The following is a 22,262-nucleotide window of genomic DNA, read 5'->3' as shown; positions in this document are numbered from 1 at the left end:
ACTTTTCTCACGGCGGAAAGTTTCAGTGTATATTTGATTGAGACTTAAAAAATATATTATTTTAATTTTTGGGGCATCATTTAGGTTGGTTAATGATAGTTTAACTACATCCTAATGGAGTGGGAAAGAAGTCCTCTCTTTTCAATTTTTCCACCCCCGCATAGATACAACAGTCTGGGAGAGTGTTGGAGGTTGCAGATAAAGGAAATAATGTTTGCGTCACCTCAAAGCAGTGCTATGAGCAATCAACCAATGTGTCAAACTGTTATTTCTATCTAACATCAAAGGCTGGACAGATTTTGTCCCAGCCTCTTTTTTATAAATGACCTGAATAAGACCTCAAAGGAGAAGGATCATTAGTTTATTGGACTTGGTAAGAGAATCTCCGTTCGATAGTGGCCATTTTCTTTGAATCGCTTGATAGTTCCTTGGTATTCTTGTACTAGGGCATCAACGTTTCGCAAGCCCCAACCATCTCTTTGACGTGTTTTACGAGTCTCTTGTTCCTGTTCATTAAAGGTATTGTTGATCGAAATAAATAGATTTTGTTGAAAATAACGTATATTCAGAGACAATGTTCTCTCTGATTTATCAGTCAATCGAAGACAGGCTGAAATACTATTATCCAAACAATTTCCTAAAATAACAGCTAGCACATCTGGCTGAATTGATAGTTCTTGTGGGATAAAGCAGTTAATTTCTAATGCAATTTCATCTTCCACATCGTGCAGTTTTTGATTCAGTAAATAATTAACCGTTGGATTTTTGGAGTAAAAGGTTTGTTTTCCTGAAATACTATCGGTTAACGATTGAAGGTACTCTCTAGCATCATCAGGATTTTCTTCTAGAAGTGCCAACAGGGTTAAATGTTTATTTTTTAAATCATGCCGAAGACTTTGCAATCGTTGGTATTCTTCTTGAGACTGTTGTGTTTCTCTTAATTGGAATTGAAGTTGTTCTTTATCTAATTTATTTTGATAATAAGCGTGCTGTTGTTGAGAAAGATGTAAGGTAAAATACAGCGAGGAAAACGACAATACAATAAGAGACAAGAGTGAAATGACAGAAAGATAATCTGGTCCAAATACTTGCCCTTGAATAGCAGATACAGTAAAGGCAAAAATAATCGATAAAATCGGCACGATAAATTGATAAAGCCAATTTCTTCTAGATGTTGCCATGCTTAACTTTTGATGTGTTCGAAATAGCTGTCGAAGAACAAGAGTGATCACAGTTGAAAAAAGAAAACTGATGGCAAGGTAACCACTAATCAGTTCTAAATTTTTCGATACTTTTGACAGTGGAAGAAATAGTTGGATAGCTTGATTGAGGACAGCTCCGGCTAATAATGTCAGGCTTGTTTGTAAGAATATCCAAAAGGAAGAATCACGAAAGGAGTAGCCAAAATAGAGTCCTACAAGAGAGGATTCTACAATACTCAGGAAGAGATTGCTAACTAAAAAAACGCGACTTTCTAAAAATAGAAACACAAGAGCCACATGAAAAAGAAAGCAACAACAAAGGACTAGAAGTATCTCTTTTGAATGTTTACTTTTGGATATTGGCCTATAAAATAAAACACTTGCCAGAAATAAGTCAAACAAGATACTAATAATCCGAAATCCTATTAGCATTAGAAATTCCTTTCACTGAGATAGTTATAGTATTTTTCTTTAAAAGAAGACTGGAACTTACGACTAATTGGAAGTGAATGCTCCTCGGTTCCATTGAGCAAAATAGTTACTGTTTTCGCATCAAAATCTTTGATATATTTGGGATTTACAATATAAGAAGCATGAATTTGAATAAAATAATCAGGTAGTTTATCTAAAATTTCTTGAGTTTTCAGTAAGGACTTATAGGTATCTGCTAGTGTGTAAATAAAAACGGAACGCTTATCTTTCTCAAAATAGGTAATGTCACTTAAAGGAATAGAGTAACTTTGTTTTCCAAATGAGAAGTTAAAGATGGTTTGTCCTAAATCTAAATAACGCAAGATCCTATCTAATACCTTATTTAACCTTTGGGGTTCAATGGGTTTTACTAAGTAATCAAAAGTCTGTACTTCAAATACTTGTTCCATGTAATCACGATAGCTGGTCACAAAAATAATGGGGATAAAAGGATTGAACTGACGAATTTCACGTGCAAGGTCAATTCCAGTAATTTGTGGCATATCAATATCCAAAAAAACACAATGTGTATCCCTTGTTAACTGTTCTAGCATTTTTTGTGGATTTGTATATAGTTTTGTTTCTACAGGAACCTTGTCGTAAGAAAGTAAATACTGTTCTAACTGACTAGCATCTCTAGTTGAGTCATCACAAATAACGACGTTTAACATAAGTCCCCCTTATCAAATTGAGTTGGCTAATTATGACACTAAAATGGTAAATCATGACGTAAACCATGGAAAGTCATATGTTTATTATACAATAATCTTATCAAAAATGAAGGAAGCTGGGAAAATCTTCTCAGTTTTGAGTGATGAGATGAAGACATTCGCGACACTGACTATTAGTGATTTGACAAAATCATTCGATAAGCAACATTTTGCTAATAACCATATTTCCTTAGAAATAGAAGCTGCTAAAATTACAGCCTTTTTAGGACACAATGGTGCTGGTAAGTCCACCCTCTTAAATCAAATGATTGGTTTTACCAAACCTGATAAAGGAGATGTATGCTATGGAGATATTTCTTTTGTACAGAATCGTAAACAAGCTCGCTCAATGATGAGCTATATGTCTCAACAGTATGCACCACTTGAAAAATTAACGGTGGAACAAAACTTAGAAATGCTTGGAAGAATGAGAGGGTTAAACACCATAGATTTACAAAAAGAAATGAATCAGCTTTTAACCGAGTTGGAAATTGAGGACTATCGGGCAAAACAAGGAAAGGATCTCTCAGGCGGTTTAAAGCGTCTAACTTCTTTTGCAATGGCTTTAATCGGATCTCCGACCATTATTCTTCTTGATGAGCCGACGAACGATGTCGATCCAATACGTCGTGAAAAACAGTGGCAATTATTACAGAAGCTAGCGCATAAAGGTCATACCATTATTATTGTGACACATAACTTGTTGGAAGTTGAAAAATATGCTGACAACTATGCCTTATTTAACCATGGGAAGTTAATCAAATCAGGACCAGTTCAGCAAATAACCTATCAAAAACAGTATCAAATATCTTTTGAGTTTAGGAATGAAGATAGCTTAGCTCTATTTCAAGATTATAGCATCATCAATGGTTCGATTTGCCAGATTGAAATAGAAGAGGAGGAATTAACAAGACTGCTACCAAAACTAACACAGGAATTGGATAGAAAGAATATTTTTAATCTGTCACTTACTCAGAAAAACGTATCCATTTCAGATCTTTATAGAGAGGAGTTGACAAACTGATATGACTCAATTTTTTTACTTACTTCGTTGGAACTATCTTCGTCAAAAAGATCTATTTCTACTCTTTACGCTAGCTCAGGTTCTGTTATCCATTTCACTTCTTTTTGGTTATCCACTAGTGATCGGTGAGATTGATACGACAGCTGCCTACTATCTCTCTTCTGGTTCAGTTCTGATAGGAGTTATTTCTATTGGCTGTACGATCTCATCCCCTGTTATAGCAAATGCGAAGTCAGAAGGACATGTAGACTACGTACGAGCCCTTCCAATACCACGAATTCTGATTTCCTTAGCAGATCTTTGGATGTGGATGATTGCTATTTTACCTGGAGTGTTCATTTCTGTTATACTGGGCTATTTTCGTTTTTCTGTCCGCCTAAATGTATCTGTTCTGGCTGTTTTTATCCTATTTCTGATCTGTCTTACAATGATCAGTCTTGGATTCGCCATTGCTTATACTTTTTCCCCCAATATTGTAACGTTAATGTCTCAGTTAATTCTTATGATTGGTTTGATGTTTTCTCCAATCATGTACCCAGCAAGTCGTCTTCCAGATTGGATAAATCATCTCTATCATGTTCTTCCATTTGTCCCTTCTGTCAACCTCCTACGAGCTTGTGTCTATAGTCATGGTCCCGTCTCATTTTTTGACTTCACTATTCTGATCATCTGGATTTTGCTAACACAGTTACTGATCTTGAGAGTTCTTTATAAGGAAAAATAAAGGAAGGAGGATCTATGTTTTTCATCATTAAAACAGAGTTCTCTATAAAAGGAGTTCAATTGAAGAGATTTATAAATGTATCCCTATAACAAAAATCAACATCTGCGTTCAGATGTTGATTTTTTTAATATATCCTCTAAGCCCTTTGTATCTTATTTGAAATACCAGTGGTGTTTGAGGCTGGCAAAAATCGCCTTACTGGTGATCGTGATGATGATCAGTTTGATGAGGTCGGCAAGGATAAAGGGAGCAACGACCAAAGCAAATGCTTTTTGGAGATCGGTATGCGTGACCAACATAAAGCCGATAGCTCCTGACACAAAAAGGAGAGCACTACTGAGGAGATTGGCCAAAAAGATAGTGACAAGGCTGGATTTAGCATTGGTAAATAGAGACGTGATCCATGCTCGGAATGGGAAGAAAAGGAGGAAACCAGCAGTAGGACCAAGGAAATGCGAAGCACCACCAGCACCGCCGGCAAATACTGGAAAACCTAAGAAGCCTAACAGTAAATAAAGGCAGACTGTGACAAAGGCATGGCTGGGTTTATAGATGGTCCCGATGATCCCGATCATGAGTGTCTGTAGGGTCAAAGGAATAGGCCCAAAGGGAACGGTGAATTGAGATAGGACGGAGATCATGGCTACTCCAATGGAGATGAGAACTAAGGGAAAGATTTTTTTCATAACAGTTAACCTCGTATTTATTTTATGGTAACTATTCTACAATAAGGGGCTCAACCTGTCAATAGTGCAGGCTTGTTTTAGGATTTTTTAAGTAAAAATTTAGGCATGCTTAAGACTCCTAAAGTATAATCGCCTTACTAAAGGATCGAGCTCCCTTTAAATTTTAAAAGACAAGTACTTGTACAAAAAGATAAAAGGTAAAAAGATGAATCAAAAAGAAACAAAACAAGTAGTCGAAACGCAAGAATCCAAAGAAAAAATGGTTGTCCTCAAACGAAGCCCTAGGTGGTGGATTGGTATGGCAGCAGTTGGTGGATTGTTGGTTGGTGCTGGAAGTGGCTTTGGGGTCGGTGTCATCGCCTCTCAATCTTCCAATAACCAACAATTTTCTCAACCGGTTCAAACGGGTCAGAACCAAGTATCCAATCAGCAACAAAATAGTCAAAATGGCCATGCTACACAAGGAAACCAGCAAACTGGTGGCCCACAGGACGGTGGTCCTCAAGGTGGCCCGCAAGGAGGTGGACCTGGTCAAATGCCACAGGAAGGCAATGTTGACCCTCAAGGGAATGGTCCAGAAAATGGCATGAACCAATCTGGCGGACAAGAAGAAGGGCACCAGAATTCCTCTAACAAGTCCAACAAAAAGAAATCGAAGAATAAAAACAAGACGAGTGATAGTCAAAATAACAAAGAAAACACGACAAACTCATAAAACAAACCTTCCTCTGATAGACTGAATTTGATCATCAAACCAGGTTCTAAACTATAGGAAATGAAGGCAAGTCGTGTTATAATGGTTAAGAATAGATTAGAAAGACTCGCTCATGAAAGAGAAGAGGATACGACGATGATTAAAATTCTATTGGTTGAAGATGACCTTGGTTTATCAAATTCAGTATTTGATTTTTTAGATGATTTTGCGGACGTTATGCAGGTCTTTGACGGAGAAGAAGGTCTTTACGAAGCAGAAAGCGGGATCTATGATTTGATTCTGCTGGATCTCATGCTTCCTGAAAAAGACGGATTCCATGTTTTGAAAGAATTGCGTGAAAAAGGCGTGACAACACCTGTTTTAATCATGACAGCCAAAGAAAGTCTGGATGACAAAGGGCACGGCTTTGAGCTAGGTGCAGACGATTATCTGACCAAGCCTTTCTATCTTGAAGAGCTTAAGATGCGGATTCAAGCTCTCTTGAAGCGGTCAGGTAAGGTCAATGAAAACACCCTCAATTATGGCAATTTGAAGGTCAACTTATCTACCAATTCGACTTACGTGGACGATAAGGAAGTAGAACTTCTTGGGAAGGAATTTGATCTCTTGGTCTACTTCCTTCAAAACCAAAATGTCATCCTTCCAAAAACACAGATCTTCGATCGTCTCTGGGGCTTTGACAGTGACACAACTATCTCAGTGGTTGAAGTCTATGTTTCAAAAATCCGTAAGAAATTAAAAGGTACTGATTTTGTTGAGAGCTTGCAAACATTACGCAGTGTGGGGTATATCTTAAAAGATGCTAACAAGGATTAAGAAAACAGTCGGAGAAGATGACTTTTCTTACTTCATCCGATATTTTGGTCTCTTCACCTTGATATTCTCAGCCATGACCTTAATTATTATTCAGGTCATGCGCTCGAGTCTCTATACAACCGTCGATGAGAACCTCAAGACCTTGAGTCAGGATCCTTATTCCATTATAGCTATTGCCAACCGGGATCAGAAACAGTCTAATTCCAAAGAGGGTGATGAGCATGAGATGATGATGCCTAATCCTGATAAATCGGAACCAAAAGGAGACGTTACTTCCAATACCACTGTTGTTCTACTGAACAAAAAATATCAAAACTTAACAACGGGAAATGGGTTTTTAAACTTCAAAACTGTAACTTTTGGTCGTAAATTGCTTAACAAGGTTTCCCAACTCCAAATTACAAATAGTTACGGGAAAAAAGAAAGTTACCGGGCTTACATGACGGATTTGGGCTTGTCTGATGACGGAGATAGCGACGTCAAGTATGCGGTTGTCATGACCAATATCAGTCAGCTAGAACAGACCAGTGAGGAGCACGAGAGTCAGATCGCACTCGTCATGATTTGCTTCTGGGGAATTTCCTTATTCGCTAGTCTCTTCCTAGCACGTCTCAGTGTTAAGCCCCTACTTGAGAGTATGCAAAAGCAAAAGGCATTCGTGGAAAATGCTTCACATGAGTTACGGACGCCTCTAGCAGTCCTTCAAAATCGCCTCGAAACGCTTTTTAGAAAGCCTGAAGCGACCATTATGGAGTCAAGCGAGAGCATTGCATCTAGCTTGGATGAAGTTCGAAATATGAAGCTCCTGACCACCAACCTTCTCAATATCGCCCGAAGAGATGATGGCTTGAAGCCAGAGATGGAAGAGATCGAACCAAGCTTTTTTGATCAGACCTTCTCCAATTTTGAGATCATTGCGGAAGAAAATGGCAAACTCTTCCAAGGAGACAATCAGGTGGACAAAGTCATTTGTTCTGATAGAACGCTCCTCAAGCAATTGATGACCATTCTCTATGACAATGCCTTGAAGTACACCGATGAAGATGGCGAGATCCAATTTGAAGTCCAGTTGAAGGACAAAAATCTACTTCTGAGGGTGCTGGATAATGGTCCAGGTATTCGAGATGAGGACAAGAAACGGATCTTTGATCGTTTTTACCGGGTCGACAAGGCCAGAACCCGTCAGAAAGGTGGTTTTGGTTTGGGGTTGTCCCTCGCTAAGCAGATTGTAGAAGCCTTTAAAGGGACCATTCAAGTCAAAGATAATAAACCAAAAGGGACCATCTTTGAAGTGAAATTATCCATTAAGACGGAAAGTCGTAAAAAAAATCGTTCATAATCTTTTAAAAATAGAAAAGAGGAAAACCTATGAGTTCAAAAATGTTGCACACTTGCCTTCGTGTGGAAAACTTAGAAAAGTCAATCGCTTTTTACCAAGATGCTTTTGGTTTTGAAGAAAAACGTCGGAAAGATTTTCCAGACTACAAGTTCACGATTGTTTATTTGGCCTTGCCTGGAGATGACTATGAGTTGGAATTGACTTACAATTATGATCATGGTCCATATGTCATCGGAGATGGCTATGCTCACGTTGCTTTGAGTACTCCTGATCTAGAAGGTTTGAATGCTGAACACAAGGCTAAAGGCTATGAAGTGACGGAACCAAAAGGTCTTCCAGGAACGCAACCGAATTACTATTTCGTTGTAGATCCGGATGGATATAAAGTAGAAGTCATTCGCGAAAAATAAGAGGGATTAAAAATAAGGGCCGCTGTCGGCGACGTCAGTCGCCCTCTTTTTTATGAAACCATTTACAAAAAAGGAATGTTTTTTCGAGAGAAATTTGCTATAATAAAGTTATGAGTTTCAAACACACGAAAACTATCTTATTAATCATTACAAATCTCCTTTTATTGAGCCTTTTGTATATTAGCTATCAAAAGATTCAAAAGCTTCGTGAACAAAAAGCCTATCAGGATCAGTTTGCCAAGGTCATCCAACTAGAGAAAAACTCTGAAAAAGGAAAAGATGTTCAAGTTCAGGAAGGGATCTTAGGAACTTCTTATGTGACAGCTTATTATCCTACTAAGGATGGACAAGTTGTTGAGATTATTAAAGAGAAGATCCAAGAAGACCTTAAGCGTCTAGGATCGGATGAGAAAACCAAAGAGCCTAAGCACCTGACCTTCTATCATAGTGAAGAAGCAGAAGGGCCTTTTGTTGGCTATCACCCTATCCAGATTAAACGGGCTGAATACCAATACAAAAAAGGGAAATTCATCAAAGATGAGACGGTGAAGTTGCCCCTCTTTTACTTGGATGATGAGAGTAACCCTCTGACTCTGAGCCAGGTCTTTGCGGATCCAGATGGAGCCAAACAGATCTTTTTGGAGGAATTGCGAGGGAATCTAGACTTTCGTCAGCTGGATGAGGAGAGCATTGATCAAATGGTTGCCCACTTCTCAGAGTTGGATTTGAGCCAATGGGAATTCCAATATGAAAAAGGAAATTTCACCATTCCATTTCCAACCAAGGTTAAGGGAGATGATACCTTCACTGTTCCCTTGTCTAAATTCTATGACGTGATTGATACAGATCGCTTGCTTCCTGATGATCTCGAAACGTACCAATCCTATATAGAAGAACGCCACCGTAAGATGATTGCCCTGACCTTTGATGATGGACCAGATCCCAAGACGACACCTCAGGCGCTTTCTATCTTAAAGAAATACAATGCCAAAGCTACCTTCTTTATGGTCGGAAAAAATGTCAGAGCGAATCCGGATATTGCTAAGCAAGTCCGCAAAGAAGGTCACCAAATCGGGAACCATACCTGGGATCACCCTCAATTACCAAAATTGAGCTTGGATAATGCCAAAAAAGAGATCTTGGATACCCAAGAAGCTATTCAAAAAGCGACAGGTGTGCAGACCAAGATTACCCGTCCTCCGTATGGGGCCATCAATAACGCTATCCAATACGGTGTCGATCAATCCTTCATCATGTGGGATGTGGATAGCCTAGATTGGAAGACACATAATACGACGGCTATTCTCAATGAAGTGAAAAAAGAAGTCAAACCGGGTTCGATTATCCTCATGCATGATATCCATCAAACCACGATTGATGCTCTACCAACCGTCCTTGACTACCTCAAATCACAAGGCTATACCTTTGTAACGGTGGATGAATTGTTGGATTATCAACTTGAAAGTCATCGTATCTATTACAATGGAAATTAACGTAAAAATCCTCTGCAGTTCATTCACTAGCAGAGGATTTTCTTATTCATTTAAAAAGAGTTCGGAATTTTTTAAAACCAGTTCACGGACAGAAGCGTATTTTTTTAAGGATTTGAGTTCTTCTGGGTGGGTGATAAAGGTGATTACATAGCCATCCCGCCCCATTCGTCCTGTTCGACCGGCACGGTGGGTATAGGTCTCCACATCACGAGGAATATCGTAGTTAATCACACACTCAAGATGTTCAATGTCGATTCCACGAGCGACCAAATCGGTGGCAAGCAAGAGGGTCAGCTGATGGTCTTTGAAGCGTTCCAGAATGACCTTGCGGTATTTTACATTGACATCGCTGGCGAGCGATACGGCCTCAACACCACGGTATTGTAGTTTTTCTTCAGCACTACCCAGATCAGACAGGCTATTGAAAAAAGCCAGACCACGAAAATCTTCGACGTAGGCGAGTTTGCGGAGCAATTCGACCTTATCCCGCTTATCCACTTGCATATAGAAATGTTGGATATTGTCTAAAGAAACTCCATCAACCGAAATGCGAAGAGTATTTTCCTCTAGCTGGTCTGGATCGACCTTGTCTGTGGCGCTCATATAGATATATTGGTGGTCGCGGGGAGCATAGTGGCTGATCTTGTCGACGAAGTGGTACTGAGAATCGCTCAGTAATTGGTCGAATTCATCTAAAATGATGGTTTCCACATTCATCATTTTGATCTTTTTCAGCTTGATCAGTTCAAAGATCCGACCAGGCGTCCCAACCAGGATTTCGGGTCCTTTTTTGAGGCGTTCGATTTGCCGTTTTTGACTGGATCCTGAAAGGAAGAGTTGTGTCTGGAGACCGAGAGGCTCTGCCCATTGTTTGGTGACATCAAAAATTTGTCCTGCTAACTCTGTGTTAGGAGCCAAAATCAAGAGTTGTTGGGCCTTCTTGGGTTTGAGTTTGAGCAAGCTCGGAAAGAGGTAGGCGAGTGTCTTACCAGTACCGGTAGGACTGATCCCAAGGACATTTTCTCCTTCATAGATAGGGGAGAAGATCTGTTCCTGAATTTCAGTGAATGTATCAAATCCGAGTGTTTCTAGCTGGTCTTTCCAGCTTTGTGGAAATTGTTCTTTCATTCTTTTTCATCCTTAAATTGTATTCCAGCGCTTTGACGCATCTGGTAGAGGGTTTCATGGACCTGCTCAGCTGTTTGTAACCATTCAAGATAAGCAGACGGCTTTTGATGAGCGATGGCAAGGGCAAAGGCTTCCGCCTCTTCTTGCATTTGGTGTGGGCAGGGCTGGATCGGAAGGTCGATGACCTCTCCAGAATAGCTGACGAAGCGAGCCTGGTTGATGGCTGCTACAGCATTGAGAGTTAGTGTTCCAGTCTTGGTGTAGATCTCAGCAGGTAGATGGCTGGTGATATTTTTCCCTGCCTGAATAGCAACCTGAAAATCTGGATAAATCAAGACACCTTGACCATAGAGATCAACCGAATTGGGTAATTGCTGAGCGGTGTAGTGACTGGAGATTGGTTCTCCAAAGAAGCCAATTGCCAAGTAGAGGCAGTAGACTCCCAGATCCATCAAAGCTCCACCTGCATAGACATCTGAGAAAATATTGGGCATTTCACCTGCAAGAAGGGCCGGCAATTTGGAAGAATATTTGGCAAAGGTGAAGTTGGCGCCCAGTATTTCCTGGTTAGAGAGGAAGTTTTTAACTACTTGAAAGGCTGCTTCTTGGTAATTTCTGGCAGCTTCAAAGAGATAGACCTGGTGCTCCTTAGCGAGCTTGACCAGTTCCTTCCATTCAGAAGGCTTGGTCACAGCGGGTTTTTCAATGATGACATGCTTCTTGGCCAGAATAGCAAGCTTGGCCTGAGCATAGTGAAGGGAGTTGGGACTAGCAATGTAGACCACATCCAAGTCACTGTCTAAGAAGTCCACTAAGTCAGTGTAGCAGGAGATCGCTTCATATTGCTCACAAAAATCTCGAGCCGTCTTCATTTTTCTCGAATAGACAGCCTGCAAACAATAGTGACCCGTCTGATGAGCCGCATTTATAAATTCGTGTGAAATCCAACTCGTTCCAATAATTCCAAGCTTTAACATAAGGTGTCCTTCCATCATCGATTCACTCTATTATACCATGAAAAGGGGGAGGGGACAGTATAAAGTAGAAAATATGCACTGATTATTGTATAATGAAGTGATATGCTTAGAAGGGAAAACAATAGGATTGAGAAATTCAGAATTATTGATCATTATTCCTGCTTATAATGAGAGTGGAAATATTGAAAAAACAATCAAGATGATTGAAGAACATACACCTGAATTTGATTATGTCATTATCAATGATTGTTCTACAGATCATACACTTGAAATTTGTCGCAATAACAACGTTAATGTTATCGATTTACCGATTAATTTAGGAATTGGTGGTGCTGTTCAAACTGGTTATCAATATGCAGTTAAAAATGGCTATCAATATGCTGTTCAAGTGGATGGAGATGGTCAGCATAATCCTGAATTTATCAGAAAGATGCTTCAAGTCCTTCAAGAGAAGAATGTGAACATGGTGATTGGCTCTCGTTTCATTGAAAATCAAGGTTTCCAATCCTCCTTCGCGCGACGGATTGGAATTTCATTTTTTGAAAAATTAATTAAGATTTTAACCGGTAAAAAGGTAACAGATCCTACATCTGGTTTGCGGGTGGCTGATCGAAAAGTGATTGAAGAATTTGCTAAACAATATCCAAGTGATTATCCAGAACCAGAGACGATTGTGTCCCTCTTAACCTCAGGCTATTCCGTTGCAGAAGTACCGGTCTTGATGAACGAGCGAGAACACGGAGAATCATCGATTACATTCAGTAAGTCTGTTTACTATATGATCAAAGTGACAATGGCAATGCTATTGGCTAGAATTGGTGGAGGATATAAGAAATAACATGTTAAATATTTGGTTAACCCTTATTGTAATTATTTTTATCGTTTATATTCTACGCCTAGTTGCAAAGAAAGTCGTTGAACTGAGAAATGTCATTTCTTGGCTCATTCTTTGTTTGCTATCGTTGCCAGTCATTTGGTTTCCTAATTTGATTGGAGCAATATCTTTATTTCTTGGTATTCAGACGCTAAGTAACTTTATTTTTTTATTAAGTACATTTTTATTAATATTTTTAATTTTTTCATTAACTCGTACTGTATCAAAACAATCAGTACAGATTAAGAAATTGTCACAAACGATTGCTTTATTAAGAAGTGAGAATGAAAATGAACAATAAAGTAAATAGGAGTATTTATTTTTGGAATTTTGCAGGAAATATAGCAGCAGCTGCAGTCTCAATATTGTATTTGATTATTGTCTCTCGTTATACTTCCGCAAGTGATGCTGATAATTTTAGTTTGGCTTATGCAATTGGGAATCTCTGGATTGTCATTGGTATGTTTCAAGTAAGAAATTATCAGGCGACTGACTTGAAAGAAGCTTACTCGTATTTGGAATACTGGTTAACTAGGGTTATTACAGTTTGTTTGATGTTAGTTACATTATTTCCATATTTACTTTTTAGTGGAAATAATGTTGGAAAAGGGGATTTATTTTTAATTATAATACTAACCGTGCTTTATCGTTCTTGTGACGCTTTTTCTGATTTATTCCAAGGGTTATTTCAACAACATGAACGTTTAGATATTGCAGGGAAATTAATGGTGCTTCGTTATAGTTTAAGCACAATCATTCTCCTAATTAGTTTGTTACTTTCAAATTCTTTAATTTTTTCTTTAATTTGTTTATGTTTTTTTAATGTTCTTTTTGTTTTTGGGGGTGATTACATCCAATCCAAACAAATAAGAACGATACCTTTTAATCAGATTTCATCTGCTACATTTAAGCGATCAATTAGCATCATGAAAACTTGCCTTCCATTGTTTGTCAACGGCTTTTTATTGGTATATGTATTGAATTATCCAAAACAAGTGATTGATAAATTGCTAGTAGAGGGCGTATTACGTGAAGGTGCTCAAAGGGATTTCAGTATTCTGTTCATGCCTGTTTTCTTTATGAGTTTATTTGTATTAGCGCTAAGACCGTTAATAACCGATTTGGCAAAACAATGGTCAGAAAAAAGATTTCATACATTTAATGCTATGATTCGTAAGATTTTATTATTGCTTATGATTTTGGGACTAGTAGTATCAATACTGGCCTATTTGATAGGGATTCCTATTTTGAATATTATAAGTGGTATTGATTTATCAAATTATAGTTTATTACTTACTATTTTAGTGCTGTCCGGCTTTTTATATTCTATAGCTTCTGTCATAGGTGATTTTTTAATTATATTGAGAAAACAAGTCTATCTACTCTATGTTTATGCCGCAATGGCGTTATTGACGAATATTCTTACGCCTATAGCGATGAGGGAGTTTGGCTTGTTTGGAGCAGGGCTTAGTTTTGTTATTGTTATGTTGTTTTACACCATTGCTAGTTGGATTGTCTTTGTAATTATGAGAAGGAAGGAGATTCAAAAATATGAATCAGTGGAATGATCATACATTTGTAATCTGTGCTTATGGGGATAGTCCTTTTTTAGAGGATTGTATAAACTCGTTATTAAGCCAAACCGTAAAAAGTAATATCATTTTGTATACTTCTACTCCAAGTGTATTTATCGAAAGTATTTGCCAAAAATATGCCATTCCGTTTAATACAACTGTAGGTGGTGGGATTGGGAAAGATTGGAATAATGCTTTATCTTTTGTTACTACCCAATATGCTACAATAGCACATCAAGATGATTATTATGAGCCAACCTATTTAATGGAAATTCAAGAGAGGATAAAGAAGCATCAAGATGCTATCATTCTTTACTCTGATTATTTTGAAGAAAAAAATGGAGAGGTCATTAAACCGACTTCAAATCTAAAAATCAAATCATTAATGTTAAAAACAATCTCATTATTCCCTAAAACTAAGTGGTGGAGAAATCGGATTCTTGCTTTTGGAAATCCAATTTGTTGCCCTGCTGTAACTTATAATTTAGAATTGGTTAAGGGCTTTAGATTTGATGAGGAATGGAGAGTTAGTCTAGATTGGCTTGCCTGGTACCATTTGGCTAAATTTGATGGCAGATTTGTATATGTTCCAAAGAAATTAATGTGTCATCGTATTCATGAAGACTCTGAAACGAGTAATACCATTAGTGACAATACTCGAACAAAGGAAGATTACATGATGTTTAAACTCTTTTGGCCAAACGTATTAGCGAAATGTTTAAATCGTTTTTATAAAAAGAGTCAGGATACGAATGGTTAAAGATTGCGTGCTCGAGGTTTGATAACAATATAAAAGTTTGAATATCTTAATTATTTGCAAAACTATGGGTTCTATTAAAATATATAAAGGATAAGATTGTGAAAGAAGCGCCTAAGATTAGTGTCATTATTCCAGTATATAATGCAGAATTATATCTCAAAAGATGTATAGATTCCGTTTTGAATCAAAGTTTTAAATCATTTGAAATTATTGCAATTGATGATGGTTCAAAGGATAATTCGTTTAAAATATTGAATGAATACCAACAATTTTCTCCAAATATTAGAACTTTGAGTCGAGAAAATAAAGGTGCAGCCTATACTAGAAATGAAGGTATCAAGCTTGCAAAAGGTGAATTCATCATGTTTATCGATAGTGATGATTATATAAACCCAGATTATTTGCAGGTGTTTTATGATGAAATATCAAGTGGGATAGATGATGCAGTTATTGGTGGTCTTCAGAGAGTAAACCAAGATGGTAAACAACTATTTTCTATCCAATTGGGTAAAGATAAATGGTCAAAATATAGATCGATTTCACCATGTGCTCGCATCTATAGAAAAAAATTTATAAGAGATCACGAACTTTCTTTCCCGGATATTCCATTAGCTGAGGACTTGTTATTCAGCTTAACGGTGTATACAAAATCTGAAAATATAAGAACTATCCCATATTGTGGATATAATTGGTTTTACAATGAGAATAGTGCGTCTAATACATTAAATAAAGGATTTAATCCAAATTTAGATATCAAGAATGTACTTGATAAAATTGCAGCGATTATCCCTAAAGATTTTTCTGAAACTAAATTAATTAAATTTTTTATAAAAAAATTTACTCTTTATTGGTTATTGGACGGTGGGAGATATTCTACAAGTGCAGAGTTTTTACGTCAATATAAAGAAATTAATGATTGGATCAGGATAAATGGAATGAAGTCCACTCTTTCTGTTTTTAATCGAGAAATTAGAGATGAGAGGTTTATGGTTAAACTAGCTATGTTTACAATGAACTTGATTGAAAAAGTCGGTTTATTAAAGCTGTTTGCAAAATTGTATTGTAAAGGATAGTTAGGAAAATTATATTTTACCGATAAGATAGTAGCAAATTTTAAAAGGAGCAATGAATGGTCATATCAGTTGTAGTCCCATGTTTTAACGAGGAAGAATCGATTCCATTATTTTATGAAGAAATGGAACGGGTTCAGACCTTCGTGGGGGAAGAATTTGAATATATTTTTATTAATGATGGGTCTTCTGATAAAACCTTAGATGTTTTACGTGAACTCAATCTCTTGAATCCTTGTGCCCATTATCTTTCTTTTTCACGGAACTTTGGGAAGGAAGCTGCACTCTATGCTGGCCTCCAACACGCTACAGGAGATTACGTAACGGTCATGGATGTGGACCTACAAGATCCGCCAGAGTTATTGATTGAAATGAAGCAGAAGTTGGAGGAACAGCCGAATTTAGACTGTGTCGGAACGAGACGCGTAACCCGTGACGGGGAACCACCGATTCGCTCTTTCTTTGCACGGATGTTTTATAAATTGATCAATCATATTAGCCAAGTGGAAATGGTTGACGGGGCGCGGGATTTCCGTTTGATGCGCCGTCCTATGGTCGATGCTATCATGGAGTTATCGGAGTACAATCGTTTTTCAAAAGGGATTTTTGCTTGGGTAGGATTTGAGACAGAATACCTAGAATATAAAAATGTAGAGCGCGTGGCAGGAGAGACGTCTTGGAACTTTTGGTCCCTCTTTAAGTACTCGATTGAAGGGATTGTCAATTTCTCGGATGCCCCGCTAAACATTGCCTTTATTGGTGGGCTGTTATCTTGGATTTTGGCCTTTATCATGATGATTTTGATTGTGATCCGTACCTTAGTCTTTGGAGATCCTACTTCAGGGTGGCCATCCCTCATGACAGTGATTCTTTTCCTAGGAGGGTTCCAATTACTAACCATCGGGATTTTAGGGAAATATATCGGTAAGATCTTCATGGAGACTAAGAAACGTCCAATCTATGTCATCAAAGAGAAAAGTGAGTAAAAAGCAGAAAACTTCTGCTTTTTTTGCTATAATGATAGGGAAAAAGCATTTGAAAGGAATTTAACATGATTTTAATTACAGGAGCAAATGGGCAACTTGGAACAGAACTTCGCCATTTGTTGGATGAACGAAATGAAGAATATGTAGCCGTTGATGTGGCTGAGATGGACATCACAAATGCAGAAAAAGTAGATGAGGTATTTGCGGAAGTAAAACCAACCTTGGTATATCACTGTGCCGCCTACACAGCTGTTGACGCGGCTGAAGATGAAGGAAAAGAGTTGGACTATGCCATCAACGTGACTGGTACCGAAAATGTAGCAAAAGCGTCTGAAAAGCACGGTGCAACCTTGGTCTATATCTCAACCGACTACGTTTTTGATGGGAAAAAACCAGTGGGACAAGAATGGGAAGTAGACGATCAACCAGATCCTCAAACAGAGTACGGTCGTACCAAACGTATGGGGGAAGAATTGGTTGAAAAGCATGTGTCTAACTTCTATATCATCCGTACAGCTTGGGTCTTCGGGAACTACGGTAAGAACTTTGTCTTCACCATGCAAAACTTAGCTAAGACTCACAAGACACTTACAGTCGTCAACGACCAACATGGTCGTCCAACCTGGACACGTACATTGGCCGAGTTCATGACTTATTTGGCTGAAAACCGTAAGGAATATGGTTATTACCACTTGTCTAACGATGCGAAAGAAGATACAACTTGGTATGACTTTGCAGTTGAAATCCTCAAAGATACGGATGTTGAAGTGAAACCTGTTGATTCCAGCCAATTCCCAGCTAAAGCTAAACGCCCACTTAACTCTACAATGAGCTTAGCTAAGGCTAAGGCAACAGGATTTGTCATTCCAACTTGGCAAGATGCCTTAAAAGAGTTTTACAAACAAGAAGTGAAATAATTAAAATGGAAAGATGGTGCGAAACCATCTTTTCATTCGGTAATACAATAAGGAGATTTATGAAAGAGCGAAAACTAAATATAGATATACTAAAATGTATTGCAATAGTATTTGTAGTAGCTGTGCATTTTTTTCTTCATACCAATTATTATGGTCGTTCTTATACCTATAAAAGTATATTTTTATCATCTTTTATTTGGATGTTTTTTATGACCTGTGTTCCCATATTTATCATGACTACAGGTTATTTAATGAAAGATAAGACTTATTAGTAAAACTTACTTTATAAAATTACTACCAGTAATTGGAATTTATGCTCTCGCGGCAGCAGTATATACTTTCTTTGATATGAGAGTTTTCAATGAAGAATATTTTGCGAAGTTATTAGAAAATATTTTTTCCTTTAGTCACTATGCGTGGTATGTTAATTTGTATATTGGCTTATACCTGTTGATCCCTTTCTTGAATGCAGGTTTCAATTCGTTAACTAGCCGTAAGAATCAAGTTGTAGTTTTAGCTATTTTAGTTTTACTAACTATTGTTTCACCTACTCTTTCATTGTTGAACAACAATGAACAAAATTTTTTGATTTTACCGCACATCATTCCAGATTATTGGAAAGGACTCTGGCCTATCACATACTATCTTCTTGGAGCTTTTCTCGCTTCATCAAATAAGAAGTTGAGTTTCAAGGAACTTGTTATTGTTATTTTCATTCTTGATATTTTAAGTGTTTTTGGGTTAGCAGCAATATCAGAAACTAGTTTCGGAATCGAATATAGAATTCTTCCGGTATTCCTATTGTCTAGTTTAATCTTTTATTTAGTTATACACTTAAAAGTCTCTATAAAAAATGAGTGGTTGAAAAGAGTTATTCTATTTATCTCAAAGAACACTCTTCCGATTTACTTATTGTCTGTGATCGGAGATTTATATTGGTATCCTAAAATAATCGCGAAATGGGGGGATTTTGCGAGTATTTTACCGAAATTTCCTTTGATTATTTTCTTTTTGTTATGCCAATCTATATTAATAACGTTTTTATTATTAAATGTTTTAAAATTTATACAAACTACATTTAACAATTCAACAATTAAAAGTAGTAAGTAAAAATGTTATTTGAAAATATTTCTATGTGAAATATTTAATAACAAAGGCAGTCTCAAAGTTATTTTATCGATATTGATAGAAATTGAAAATCTTCTATTTTGATGAAGGAGCGAGAGTGAGTTTGGATTAGTACGCATGGTATTAGATCAGTGAGTATAAAGGCCTATATGATAAGGTTATATGCCATCGTATACACGAAAATTCTGAAGCATCAAAAACCATCGCACTTAACACTCGTGGTAAAGAAGACCTACCAATTCTTCTGGCCTATTTGGATTGCCAAGTTGTTGATGAGACAATATTTGAAGAGCCAACATTAAAATAATTAGTTTGTTTATGATTAGGAGGAAAAAAAGAAAAAACAGTAAAAGTTTTTATTTATATATATTTATTGTGACTGTGTTGTATGCAATACAGTATTAGAAAGTACTTAGTGTACATTTAAGATTAATTTTTATAATAAAGCGAATCTAAATCTTTAGAATAGTCAATGCTATCGGAATGAAATCGTTTAATAGCTATATAGTGTTATTATCTTTCTTACATTACGTTCTAAAAAGTATATCTTACCAAATTTTGAATAGAAAAGGTCTATTATTCAGGCTTAGTTAAACACACATAAAAAAGGTCGATACAATGAAAACTTTTAACAATTTTAAAAAAATAACATCATTTTTTTATAAATTTATCTTCTATTTAACATCCGCTATTCTTTCAGGGCTAATTTTATCTTCTTTAGTGTTTACAGTGTATATGCCCCTATCTGCAAACGAAAGAATTGAATTTTCTTATTCAAATTGGTATTTTCCACTATTAATTCTGCTTTTTATACTGTTACTTTTTAAAAGTAAAGATTTAATAGAAAAAATTTCATCGAAAAAATTATTTTTAATCCTGTCCATTGTCTATTTTGTTTTAGGACTCTTTCTTATTATTCGTATAGTTGGTGGATTAAGAGCAGATGCTGCCATTGTTTATAATGCTGCAACAGATTTTAATAACGGTGTTTTTAATAGTTTAACTGAAAAAGGTGATTATCTGTACGTAAACCCTCATCAATTAGGCTTAACCACATTAGACAGAATATACGTTTTATTCTTTAAGAATGAAAGATTTATTTACTTTTTTAACCTCCTCTTTATTCTAGGAACAAATTTCCTTATTTATAAAATTAGTTTCAAACTTTTTAAGAATAAGTTAATAACAAATTACACCATCCTTTTATCATTCTTATTTTTCCCACAGTTTTTCTTTCAACTATTTGCGTATGGAACTATCCCAGGGTTATTTTTTGTTTTATTGGGATACTATCATCTTTTAAAATATAATGAAACTTTACACTATTCTAATGCGATGAATAGTATACTAAGTTTTGCTTTAGCATGTCTGATTAGAAATAATTACTTCATTTTCGTTATCGCCATTACATTGATACAAGTTTTCAATTTCTTAGAAAATGTTAATTGGCGAAAATTAATTGTAACATTCTTAATAGTAATAAGTATTCCTATGTCATCATTCCTTTTGAAGAGCTATTATCAAAGTGTTACTCATGTTCCTGTTTCTCAAGGGACACCTATGCTTGCTTATATTACCATGGGAACACAAGATAGTCCTGTCGCACCTAGTATCGGAGGCTGGTGGGATGGTTACAATTCTTTGTTGCTAAAAAATAATGATTTTGATCGACCTAAAGCTGTCGAGCAAGCAAAAAATGATCTTAAAAAAAATTTGCTAACTTTCTATAATCAACCAATGTATGCAGTAAAATTTTTCTATAAAAAAATTCTATCCACATGGTTGGAACCGACTTTCCAATCAATATGGACTGGCCCACTTCCTGACTTAGGGAATGTCCAGAATTCTAGAATTTTGAAGAGTATTTATGAAGAAAAAAGTGGATACTATTTTTTGAATTCTTTTGGTAAAGTTCTTACTGTTTCAATCTATTTACTAACTGTGATTTCTGTAGTCTATAATATTAAAAGTAAAAAGTTTTCTGCTTTTGAGCTGTTTACAATTATTTTCTTCCTCGGAGGGTTCTTTTTCCATATCTTCTGGGAAACAAAGAGTCAATATGTTTACATATATGTTCTCCTTTTGATTCCTTCTGCTGCTAAAGGGTTAGAGAAAGTGGGATCAATACAATTTTTAAAAGGATAGCAGATGAGAGTCACAATCAAATCTCTAAAGTACATAGTCTAATAATGGATGGAATTACTAGCCAGTCTGTAAAACCTATTAGTTTGATTACCAACTTAGGCATCATAACTTCATTTTTTAGTTTCCCAATTTGTAAAATTAAGCTAGACGGAAAAAGCCATCTATGTTAAGCTCAGATAAACACCACATTTGTCTGAAAGGAACTAACATAAATGACCTATACTCATCTTACCACAAACGAACTTAATGATAGAGGCTTACTATCAAGAAAACATAAAAGTTTCAGATATTGTGACTTCACTTGGCAGATCAAAACAGACAATCTACAATGTCATCAACTATCTGAAAGAGGGACACTCTGTTTATGATTACTATAACTGATATAAAATCAATAAGAAACGCTGTGGCAGGAATAAAACCAGTCTTGCGCAATCAGAAATAGATTTTATCCAAACTCATTTAGAACAAAATTAGAGCCTTGATGTCATTAAAGGAACTTATCCAGATAGGGTTTCTTGTTCTATGAGAACTCTCTATCGACTAGCAGACCGTGGTATTCTAAAGAAAGAGGATCTCCCTTGGAAAGGCAAAAGAAAACCAAATGGTCATAGCGAAAAACGAGGAAAACAAGCGTTGCGCAGAGATTTGCGTGAGAGAGCAGACAGTTATCCTAATTTTAAGACGGAATTCGGCCATCTAGAAGGGGATACAATTGTGGGAGAAAAACACAAAAGAGCAGTCATTACCTTAGTAGAACAATGCTCAATAGCCATCATCACACTGAAAACCAATGGACGGAAAGCAAGTGATATTGAAGCCTCCATCAATCAATGGTTGTCTCAAGTTCCCAGTCATCTCTTTAAGGCGATAACTTTTGATTGTGGGAATGAATTTTCTAATTAGAAATCTATTTCGAATGAACATGACATTGATATTTTCTTTGCGGATCCAGGATGTCCTGGTCAACGAGGTCTAAATGAACATTCTAATGGCTTATTAAGACGAAACGGATTACCGAAACAAATGGATTTTACGAATATTTCTCAAAATTATGAGAGTGGGACAGAAATCGGTAATTTGTTAGAATTCGATTTCGTCGTCCCACCTCCGCAC

The 22,262-nt window shown here is 36.6% G+C and carries 23 protein-coding genes and 1 pseudogene; 19 read left to right on the top strand and 5 right to left on the bottom strand.

The features are described 5' to 3' along the window. Positions 1–356: 356 nt before the first annotated feature. Both HMPREF2832_RS04660 and HMPREF2832_RS04655 read right to left on the bottom strand, forming a co-directional pair. Entirely contained in the window at positions 357–1,634 is a 1,278-nt protein-coding gene (locus tag HMPREF2832_RS04660) for a sensor histidine kinase (protein WP_049496090.1), read from the bottom strand. After that, positions 1,634–2,344, bottom strand: coding sequence for a LytR/AlgR family response regulator transcription factor (locus HMPREF2832_RS04655; protein WP_049496088.1), 711 nt, complete (start codon positions 2,342–2,344; stop codon positions 1,634–1,636). The genes HMPREF2832_RS04660 and HMPREF2832_RS04655 overlap by 1 nt, the downstream gene beginning before the upstream one ends. A 106-nt stretch (positions 2,345–2,450) precedes the next feature. Here HMPREF2832_RS04655 and HMPREF2832_RS04650 point away from each other — a divergent pair, with 106 nt between their 5' ends. Then, the gene (locus HMPREF2832_RS04650; protein ID WP_049496130.1) at positions 2,451–3,407 is read left to right on the top strand and encodes an ABC transporter ATP-binding protein; all 957 of its coding nucleotides are present in this window, start codon (positions 2,451–2,453) and stop codon (positions 3,405–3,407) included. Between the two features lies 1 nt (position 3,408). Further along, positions 3,409–4,131, top strand: a complete 723-nt coding sequence (locus HMPREF2832_RS04645) for an ABC transporter permease (RefSeq protein ID WP_049496085.1) — start codon at positions 3,409–3,411, stop codon at positions 4,129–4,131. 152 nt (positions 4,132–4,283) lie between these two features. Here the strand turns inward: HMPREF2832_RS04645 and HMPREF2832_RS04640 are convergent, their stop codons facing one another. Continuing rightward, a complete protein-coding gene (locus HMPREF2832_RS04640; RefSeq protein ID WP_049496082.1) occupies positions 4,284–4,817 on the bottom strand; it encodes a biotin transporter BioY in 534 nt (177 codons plus the stop codon). A gap of 205 nt (positions 4,818–5,022) precedes the next feature. On the opposite strand from HMPREF2832_RS04640, the gene HMPREF2832_RS04635 reads away from it, so the two are divergent. The 5 genes from HMPREF2832_RS04635 to HMPREF2832_RS04615 all read left to right on the top strand — a co-directional run bounded on the left by HMPREF2832_RS04635 (position 5,023) and on the right by HMPREF2832_RS04615 (position 9,590). Next, complete coding sequence (locus HMPREF2832_RS04635; RefSeq protein WP_049496080.1) at positions 5,023–5,532, top strand: hypothetical protein; 510 nt, start codon at positions 5,023–5,025, stop codon at positions 5,530–5,532. Between the two features lie 135 nt (positions 5,533–5,667). Then, complete coding sequence (locus tag HMPREF2832_RS04630) at positions 5,668–6,348, top strand: response regulator transcription factor (RefSeq protein ID WP_003003305.1); 681 nt, start codon at positions 5,668–5,670, stop codon at positions 6,346–6,348. After that, positions 6,332–7,687 (top strand): sensor histidine kinase, encoded by a 1,356-nt coding sequence (locus HMPREF2832_RS04625; protein WP_070505739.1) that lies wholly within the window; start codon positions 6,332–6,334, stop codon positions 7,685–7,687. The genes HMPREF2832_RS04630 and HMPREF2832_RS04625 overlap by 17 nt, the downstream gene beginning before the upstream one ends. Positions 7,688–7,716: 29 nt before the next feature. Next, on the top strand, positions 7,717–8,097 hold the full coding sequence (locus tag HMPREF2832_RS04620; protein WP_003006623.1) for a lactoylglutathione lyase: 381 nt from the start codon (positions 7,717–7,719) through the stop codon (positions 8,095–8,097). A 110-nt stretch (positions 8,098–8,207) separates the two neighbouring features. Then, positions 8,208–9,590 carry a polysaccharide deacetylase family protein gene (locus tag HMPREF2832_RS04615; protein WP_070505737.1) on the top strand — a complete coding sequence of 461 codons (1,383 nt, stop codon included), beginning with the start codon at positions 8,208–8,210 and terminating at the stop codon, positions 9,588–9,590. A gap of 42 nt (positions 9,591–9,632) precedes the next feature. On the opposite strand, the gene HMPREF2832_RS04610 is transcribed toward HMPREF2832_RS04615, so the two are convergent. Continuing rightward, the gene (locus HMPREF2832_RS04610; protein WP_070505735.1) at positions 9,633–10,718 is read right to left on the bottom strand and encodes a DEAD/DEAH box helicase; all 1,086 of its coding nucleotides are present in this window, start codon (positions 10,716–10,718) and stop codon (positions 9,633–9,635) included. After that, positions 10,715–11,695, bottom strand: coding sequence for a Gfo/Idh/MocA family protein (locus HMPREF2832_RS04605; protein WP_070505943.1), 981 nt, complete (start codon positions 11,693–11,695; stop codon positions 10,715–10,717). Before HMPREF2832_RS04605 ends, HMPREF2832_RS04610 begins: the two co-directional genes overlap by 4 nt. A gap of 127 nt (positions 11,696–11,822) precedes the next feature. On the opposite strand from HMPREF2832_RS04605, the gene HMPREF2832_RS04600 reads away from it, so the two are divergent. From HMPREF2832_RS04600 to HMPREF2832_RS10485, 12 genes and pseudogenes are all read left to right on the top strand, one after another. Continuing rightward, the gene (locus HMPREF2832_RS04600; protein WP_070505733.1) at positions 11,823–12,533 is read left to right on the top strand and encodes a glycosyltransferase family 2 protein; all 711 of its coding nucleotides are present in this window, start codon (positions 11,823–11,825) and stop codon (positions 12,531–12,533) included. Position 12,534: 1 nt separating this feature from the next. Then, positions 12,535–12,870, top strand: coding sequence for a DUF2304 domain-containing protein (locus HMPREF2832_RS04595; RefSeq protein ID WP_049472006.1), 336 nt, complete (start codon positions 12,535–12,537; stop codon positions 12,868–12,870). After that, positions 12,860–14,137, top strand: a complete 1,278-nt coding sequence (locus HMPREF2832_RS04590; RefSeq protein ID WP_070505941.1) for a lipopolysaccharide biosynthesis protein — start codon at positions 12,860–12,862, stop codon at positions 14,135–14,137. The genes HMPREF2832_RS04595 and HMPREF2832_RS04590 overlap by 11 nt, the downstream gene beginning before the upstream one ends. After that, the gene (locus tag HMPREF2832_RS04585; protein ID WP_049482506.1) at positions 14,121–14,903 is read left to right on the top strand and encodes a glycosyltransferase family 2 protein; all 783 of its coding nucleotides are present in this window, start codon (positions 14,121–14,123) and stop codon (positions 14,901–14,903) included. Before HMPREF2832_RS04590 ends, HMPREF2832_RS04585 begins: the two co-directional genes overlap by 17 nt. 98 nt (positions 14,904–15,001) lie before the next feature. Further along, positions 15,002–15,976 carry a glycosyltransferase family 2 protein gene (locus HMPREF2832_RS04580; RefSeq protein WP_261674219.1) on the top strand — a complete coding sequence of 325 codons (975 nt, stop codon included), beginning with the start codon at positions 15,002–15,004 and terminating at the stop codon, positions 15,974–15,976. Positions 15,977–16,032: 56 nt separating this feature from the next. Then, positions 16,033–16,959, top strand: coding sequence for a glycosyltransferase family 2 protein (locus tag HMPREF2832_RS04575; RefSeq protein ID WP_070505729.1), 927 nt, complete (start codon positions 16,033–16,035; stop codon positions 16,957–16,959). A 65-nt stretch (positions 16,960–17,024) separates the two neighbouring features. Beyond that, a complete protein-coding gene (gene rfbD, locus HMPREF2832_RS04570; protein WP_023026990.1) occupies positions 17,025–17,876 on the top strand; it encodes a dTDP-4-dehydrorhamnose reductase in 852 nt (283 codons plus the stop codon). Positions 17,877–17,881: 5 nt separating this feature from the next. After that, a complete protein-coding gene (locus HMPREF2832_RS10575) occupies positions 17,882–18,148 on the top strand; it encodes an acyltransferase family protein (RefSeq protein ID WP_083306315.1) in 267 nt (88 codons plus the stop codon). Beyond that, complete coding sequence (locus HMPREF2832_RS10570) at positions 18,135–18,986, top strand: acyltransferase family protein (RefSeq protein ID WP_083306314.1); 852 nt, start codon at positions 18,135–18,137, stop codon at positions 18,984–18,986. Before HMPREF2832_RS10575 ends, HMPREF2832_RS10570 begins: the two co-directional genes overlap by 14 nt. A gap of 79 nt (positions 18,987–19,065) precedes the next feature. Then, a pseudogene (locus HMPREF2832_RS10490) lies at positions 19,066–19,306 on the top strand (glycosyltransferase family 2 protein); the annotation flags it as partial. A 316-nt stretch (positions 19,307–19,622) separates the two neighbouring features. Beyond that, complete coding sequence (locus HMPREF2832_RS04555; RefSeq protein ID WP_070505723.1) at positions 19,623–21,149, top strand: hypothetical protein; 1,527 nt, start codon at positions 19,623–19,625, stop codon at positions 21,147–21,149. A gap of 522 nt (positions 21,150–21,671) precedes the next feature. Further along, positions 21,672–22,052: an IS30 family transposase gene (locus tag HMPREF2832_RS10485; RefSeq protein ID WP_261674218.1), complete on the top strand. Its 381-nt coding sequence runs from the start codon at positions 21,672–21,674 to the stop codon at positions 22,050–22,052. The last annotated feature ends 210 nt before the right edge of the window (positions 22,053–22,262 follow it).

This window comes from Streptococcus sp. HMSC073D05, assembly GCF_001812015.1.
In the GTDB taxonomy this organism is placed as follows: Bacteria; Bacillota; Bacilli; order Lactobacillales; family Streptococcaceae; genus Streptococcus; species Streptococcus parasanguinis_D.
Note: the sequence above shows the minus strand (reverse complement) of the source record. Positions and strands in the feature narration are given on the sequence as shown.

Excerpts from the sequence above, each read along its gene's own strand:
- HMPREF2832_RS04660 (WP_049496090.1), bottom strand. The coding sequence starts at position 1,634 with ATGCTAATAGGATTTCGGATTATTAGTATCTTGTTTGACTTATTTCTG.
- HMPREF2832_RS04655 (WP_049496088.1), bottom strand. The coding sequence starts at position 2,344 with ATGTTAAACGTCGTTATTTGTGATGACTCAACTAGAGATGCTAGTCAG.
- HMPREF2832_RS04650 (WP_049496130.1), top strand. The coding sequence starts at position 2,451 with ATGAAGGAAGCTGGGAAAATCTTCTCAGTTTTGAGTGATGAGATGAAG.
- HMPREF2832_RS04645 (WP_049496085.1), top strand. The coding sequence starts at position 3,409 with ATGACTCAATTTTTTTACTTACTTCGTTGGAACTATCTTCGTCAAAAA.
- HMPREF2832_RS04640 (WP_049496082.1), bottom strand. The coding sequence starts at position 4,817 with ATGAAAAAAATCTTTCCCTTAGTTCTCATCTCCATTGGAGTAGCCATG.
- HMPREF2832_RS04635 (WP_049496080.1), top strand. The coding sequence starts at position 5,023 with ATGAATCAAAAAGAAACAAAACAAGTAGTCGAAACGCAAGAATCCAAA.
- HMPREF2832_RS04630 (WP_003003305.1), top strand. The coding sequence starts at position 5,668 with ATGATTAAAATTCTATTGGTTGAAGATGACCTTGGTTTATCAAATTCA.
- HMPREF2832_RS04625 (WP_070505739.1), top strand. The coding sequence starts at position 6,332 with ATGCTAACAAGGATTAAGAAAACAGTCGGAGAAGATGACTTTTCTTAC.
- HMPREF2832_RS04620 (WP_003006623.1), top strand. The coding sequence starts at position 7,717 with ATGAGTTCAAAAATGTTGCACACTTGCCTTCGTGTGGAAAACTTAGAA.
- HMPREF2832_RS04615 (WP_070505737.1), top strand. The coding sequence starts at position 8,208 with ATGAGTTTCAAACACACGAAAACTATCTTATTAATCATTACAAATCTC.
- HMPREF2832_RS04610 (WP_070505735.1), bottom strand. The coding sequence starts at position 10,718 with ATGAAAGAACAATTTCCACAAAGCTGGAAAGACCAGCTAGAAACACTC.
- HMPREF2832_RS04605 (WP_070505943.1), bottom strand. The coding sequence starts at position 11,695 with ATGTTAAAGCTTGGAATTATTGGAACGAGTTGGATTTCACACGAATTT.
- HMPREF2832_RS04595 (WP_049472006.1), top strand. The coding sequence starts at position 12,535 with ATGTTAAATATTTGGTTAACCCTTATTGTAATTATTTTTATCGTTTAT.
- HMPREF2832_RS04590 (WP_070505941.1), top strand. The coding sequence starts at position 12,860 with ATGAACAATAAAGTAAATAGGAGTATTTATTTTTGGAATTTTGCAGGA.
- HMPREF2832_RS04585 (WP_049482506.1), top strand. The coding sequence starts at position 14,121 with ATGAATCAGTGGAATGATCATACATTTGTAATCTGTGCTTATGGGGAT.
- HMPREF2832_RS04575 (WP_070505729.1), top strand. The coding sequence starts at position 16,033 with ATGGTCATATCAGTTGTAGTCCCATGTTTTAACGAGGAAGAATCGATT.
- rfbD (WP_023026990.1), top strand. The coding sequence starts at position 17,025 with ATGATTTTAATTACAGGAGCAAATGGGCAACTTGGAACAGAACTTCGC.
- HMPREF2832_RS10575 (WP_083306315.1), top strand. The coding sequence starts at position 17,882 with ATGGAAAGATGGTGCGAAACCATCTTTTCATTCGGTAATACAATAAGG.
- HMPREF2832_RS04555 (WP_070505723.1), top strand. The coding sequence starts at position 19,623 with ATGAAAACTTTTAACAATTTTAAAAAAATAACATCATTTTTTTATAAA.
- HMPREF2832_RS10485 (WP_261674218.1), top strand. The coding sequence starts at position 21,672 with ATGAGAACTCTCTATCGACTAGCAGACCGTGGTATTCTAAAGAAAGAG.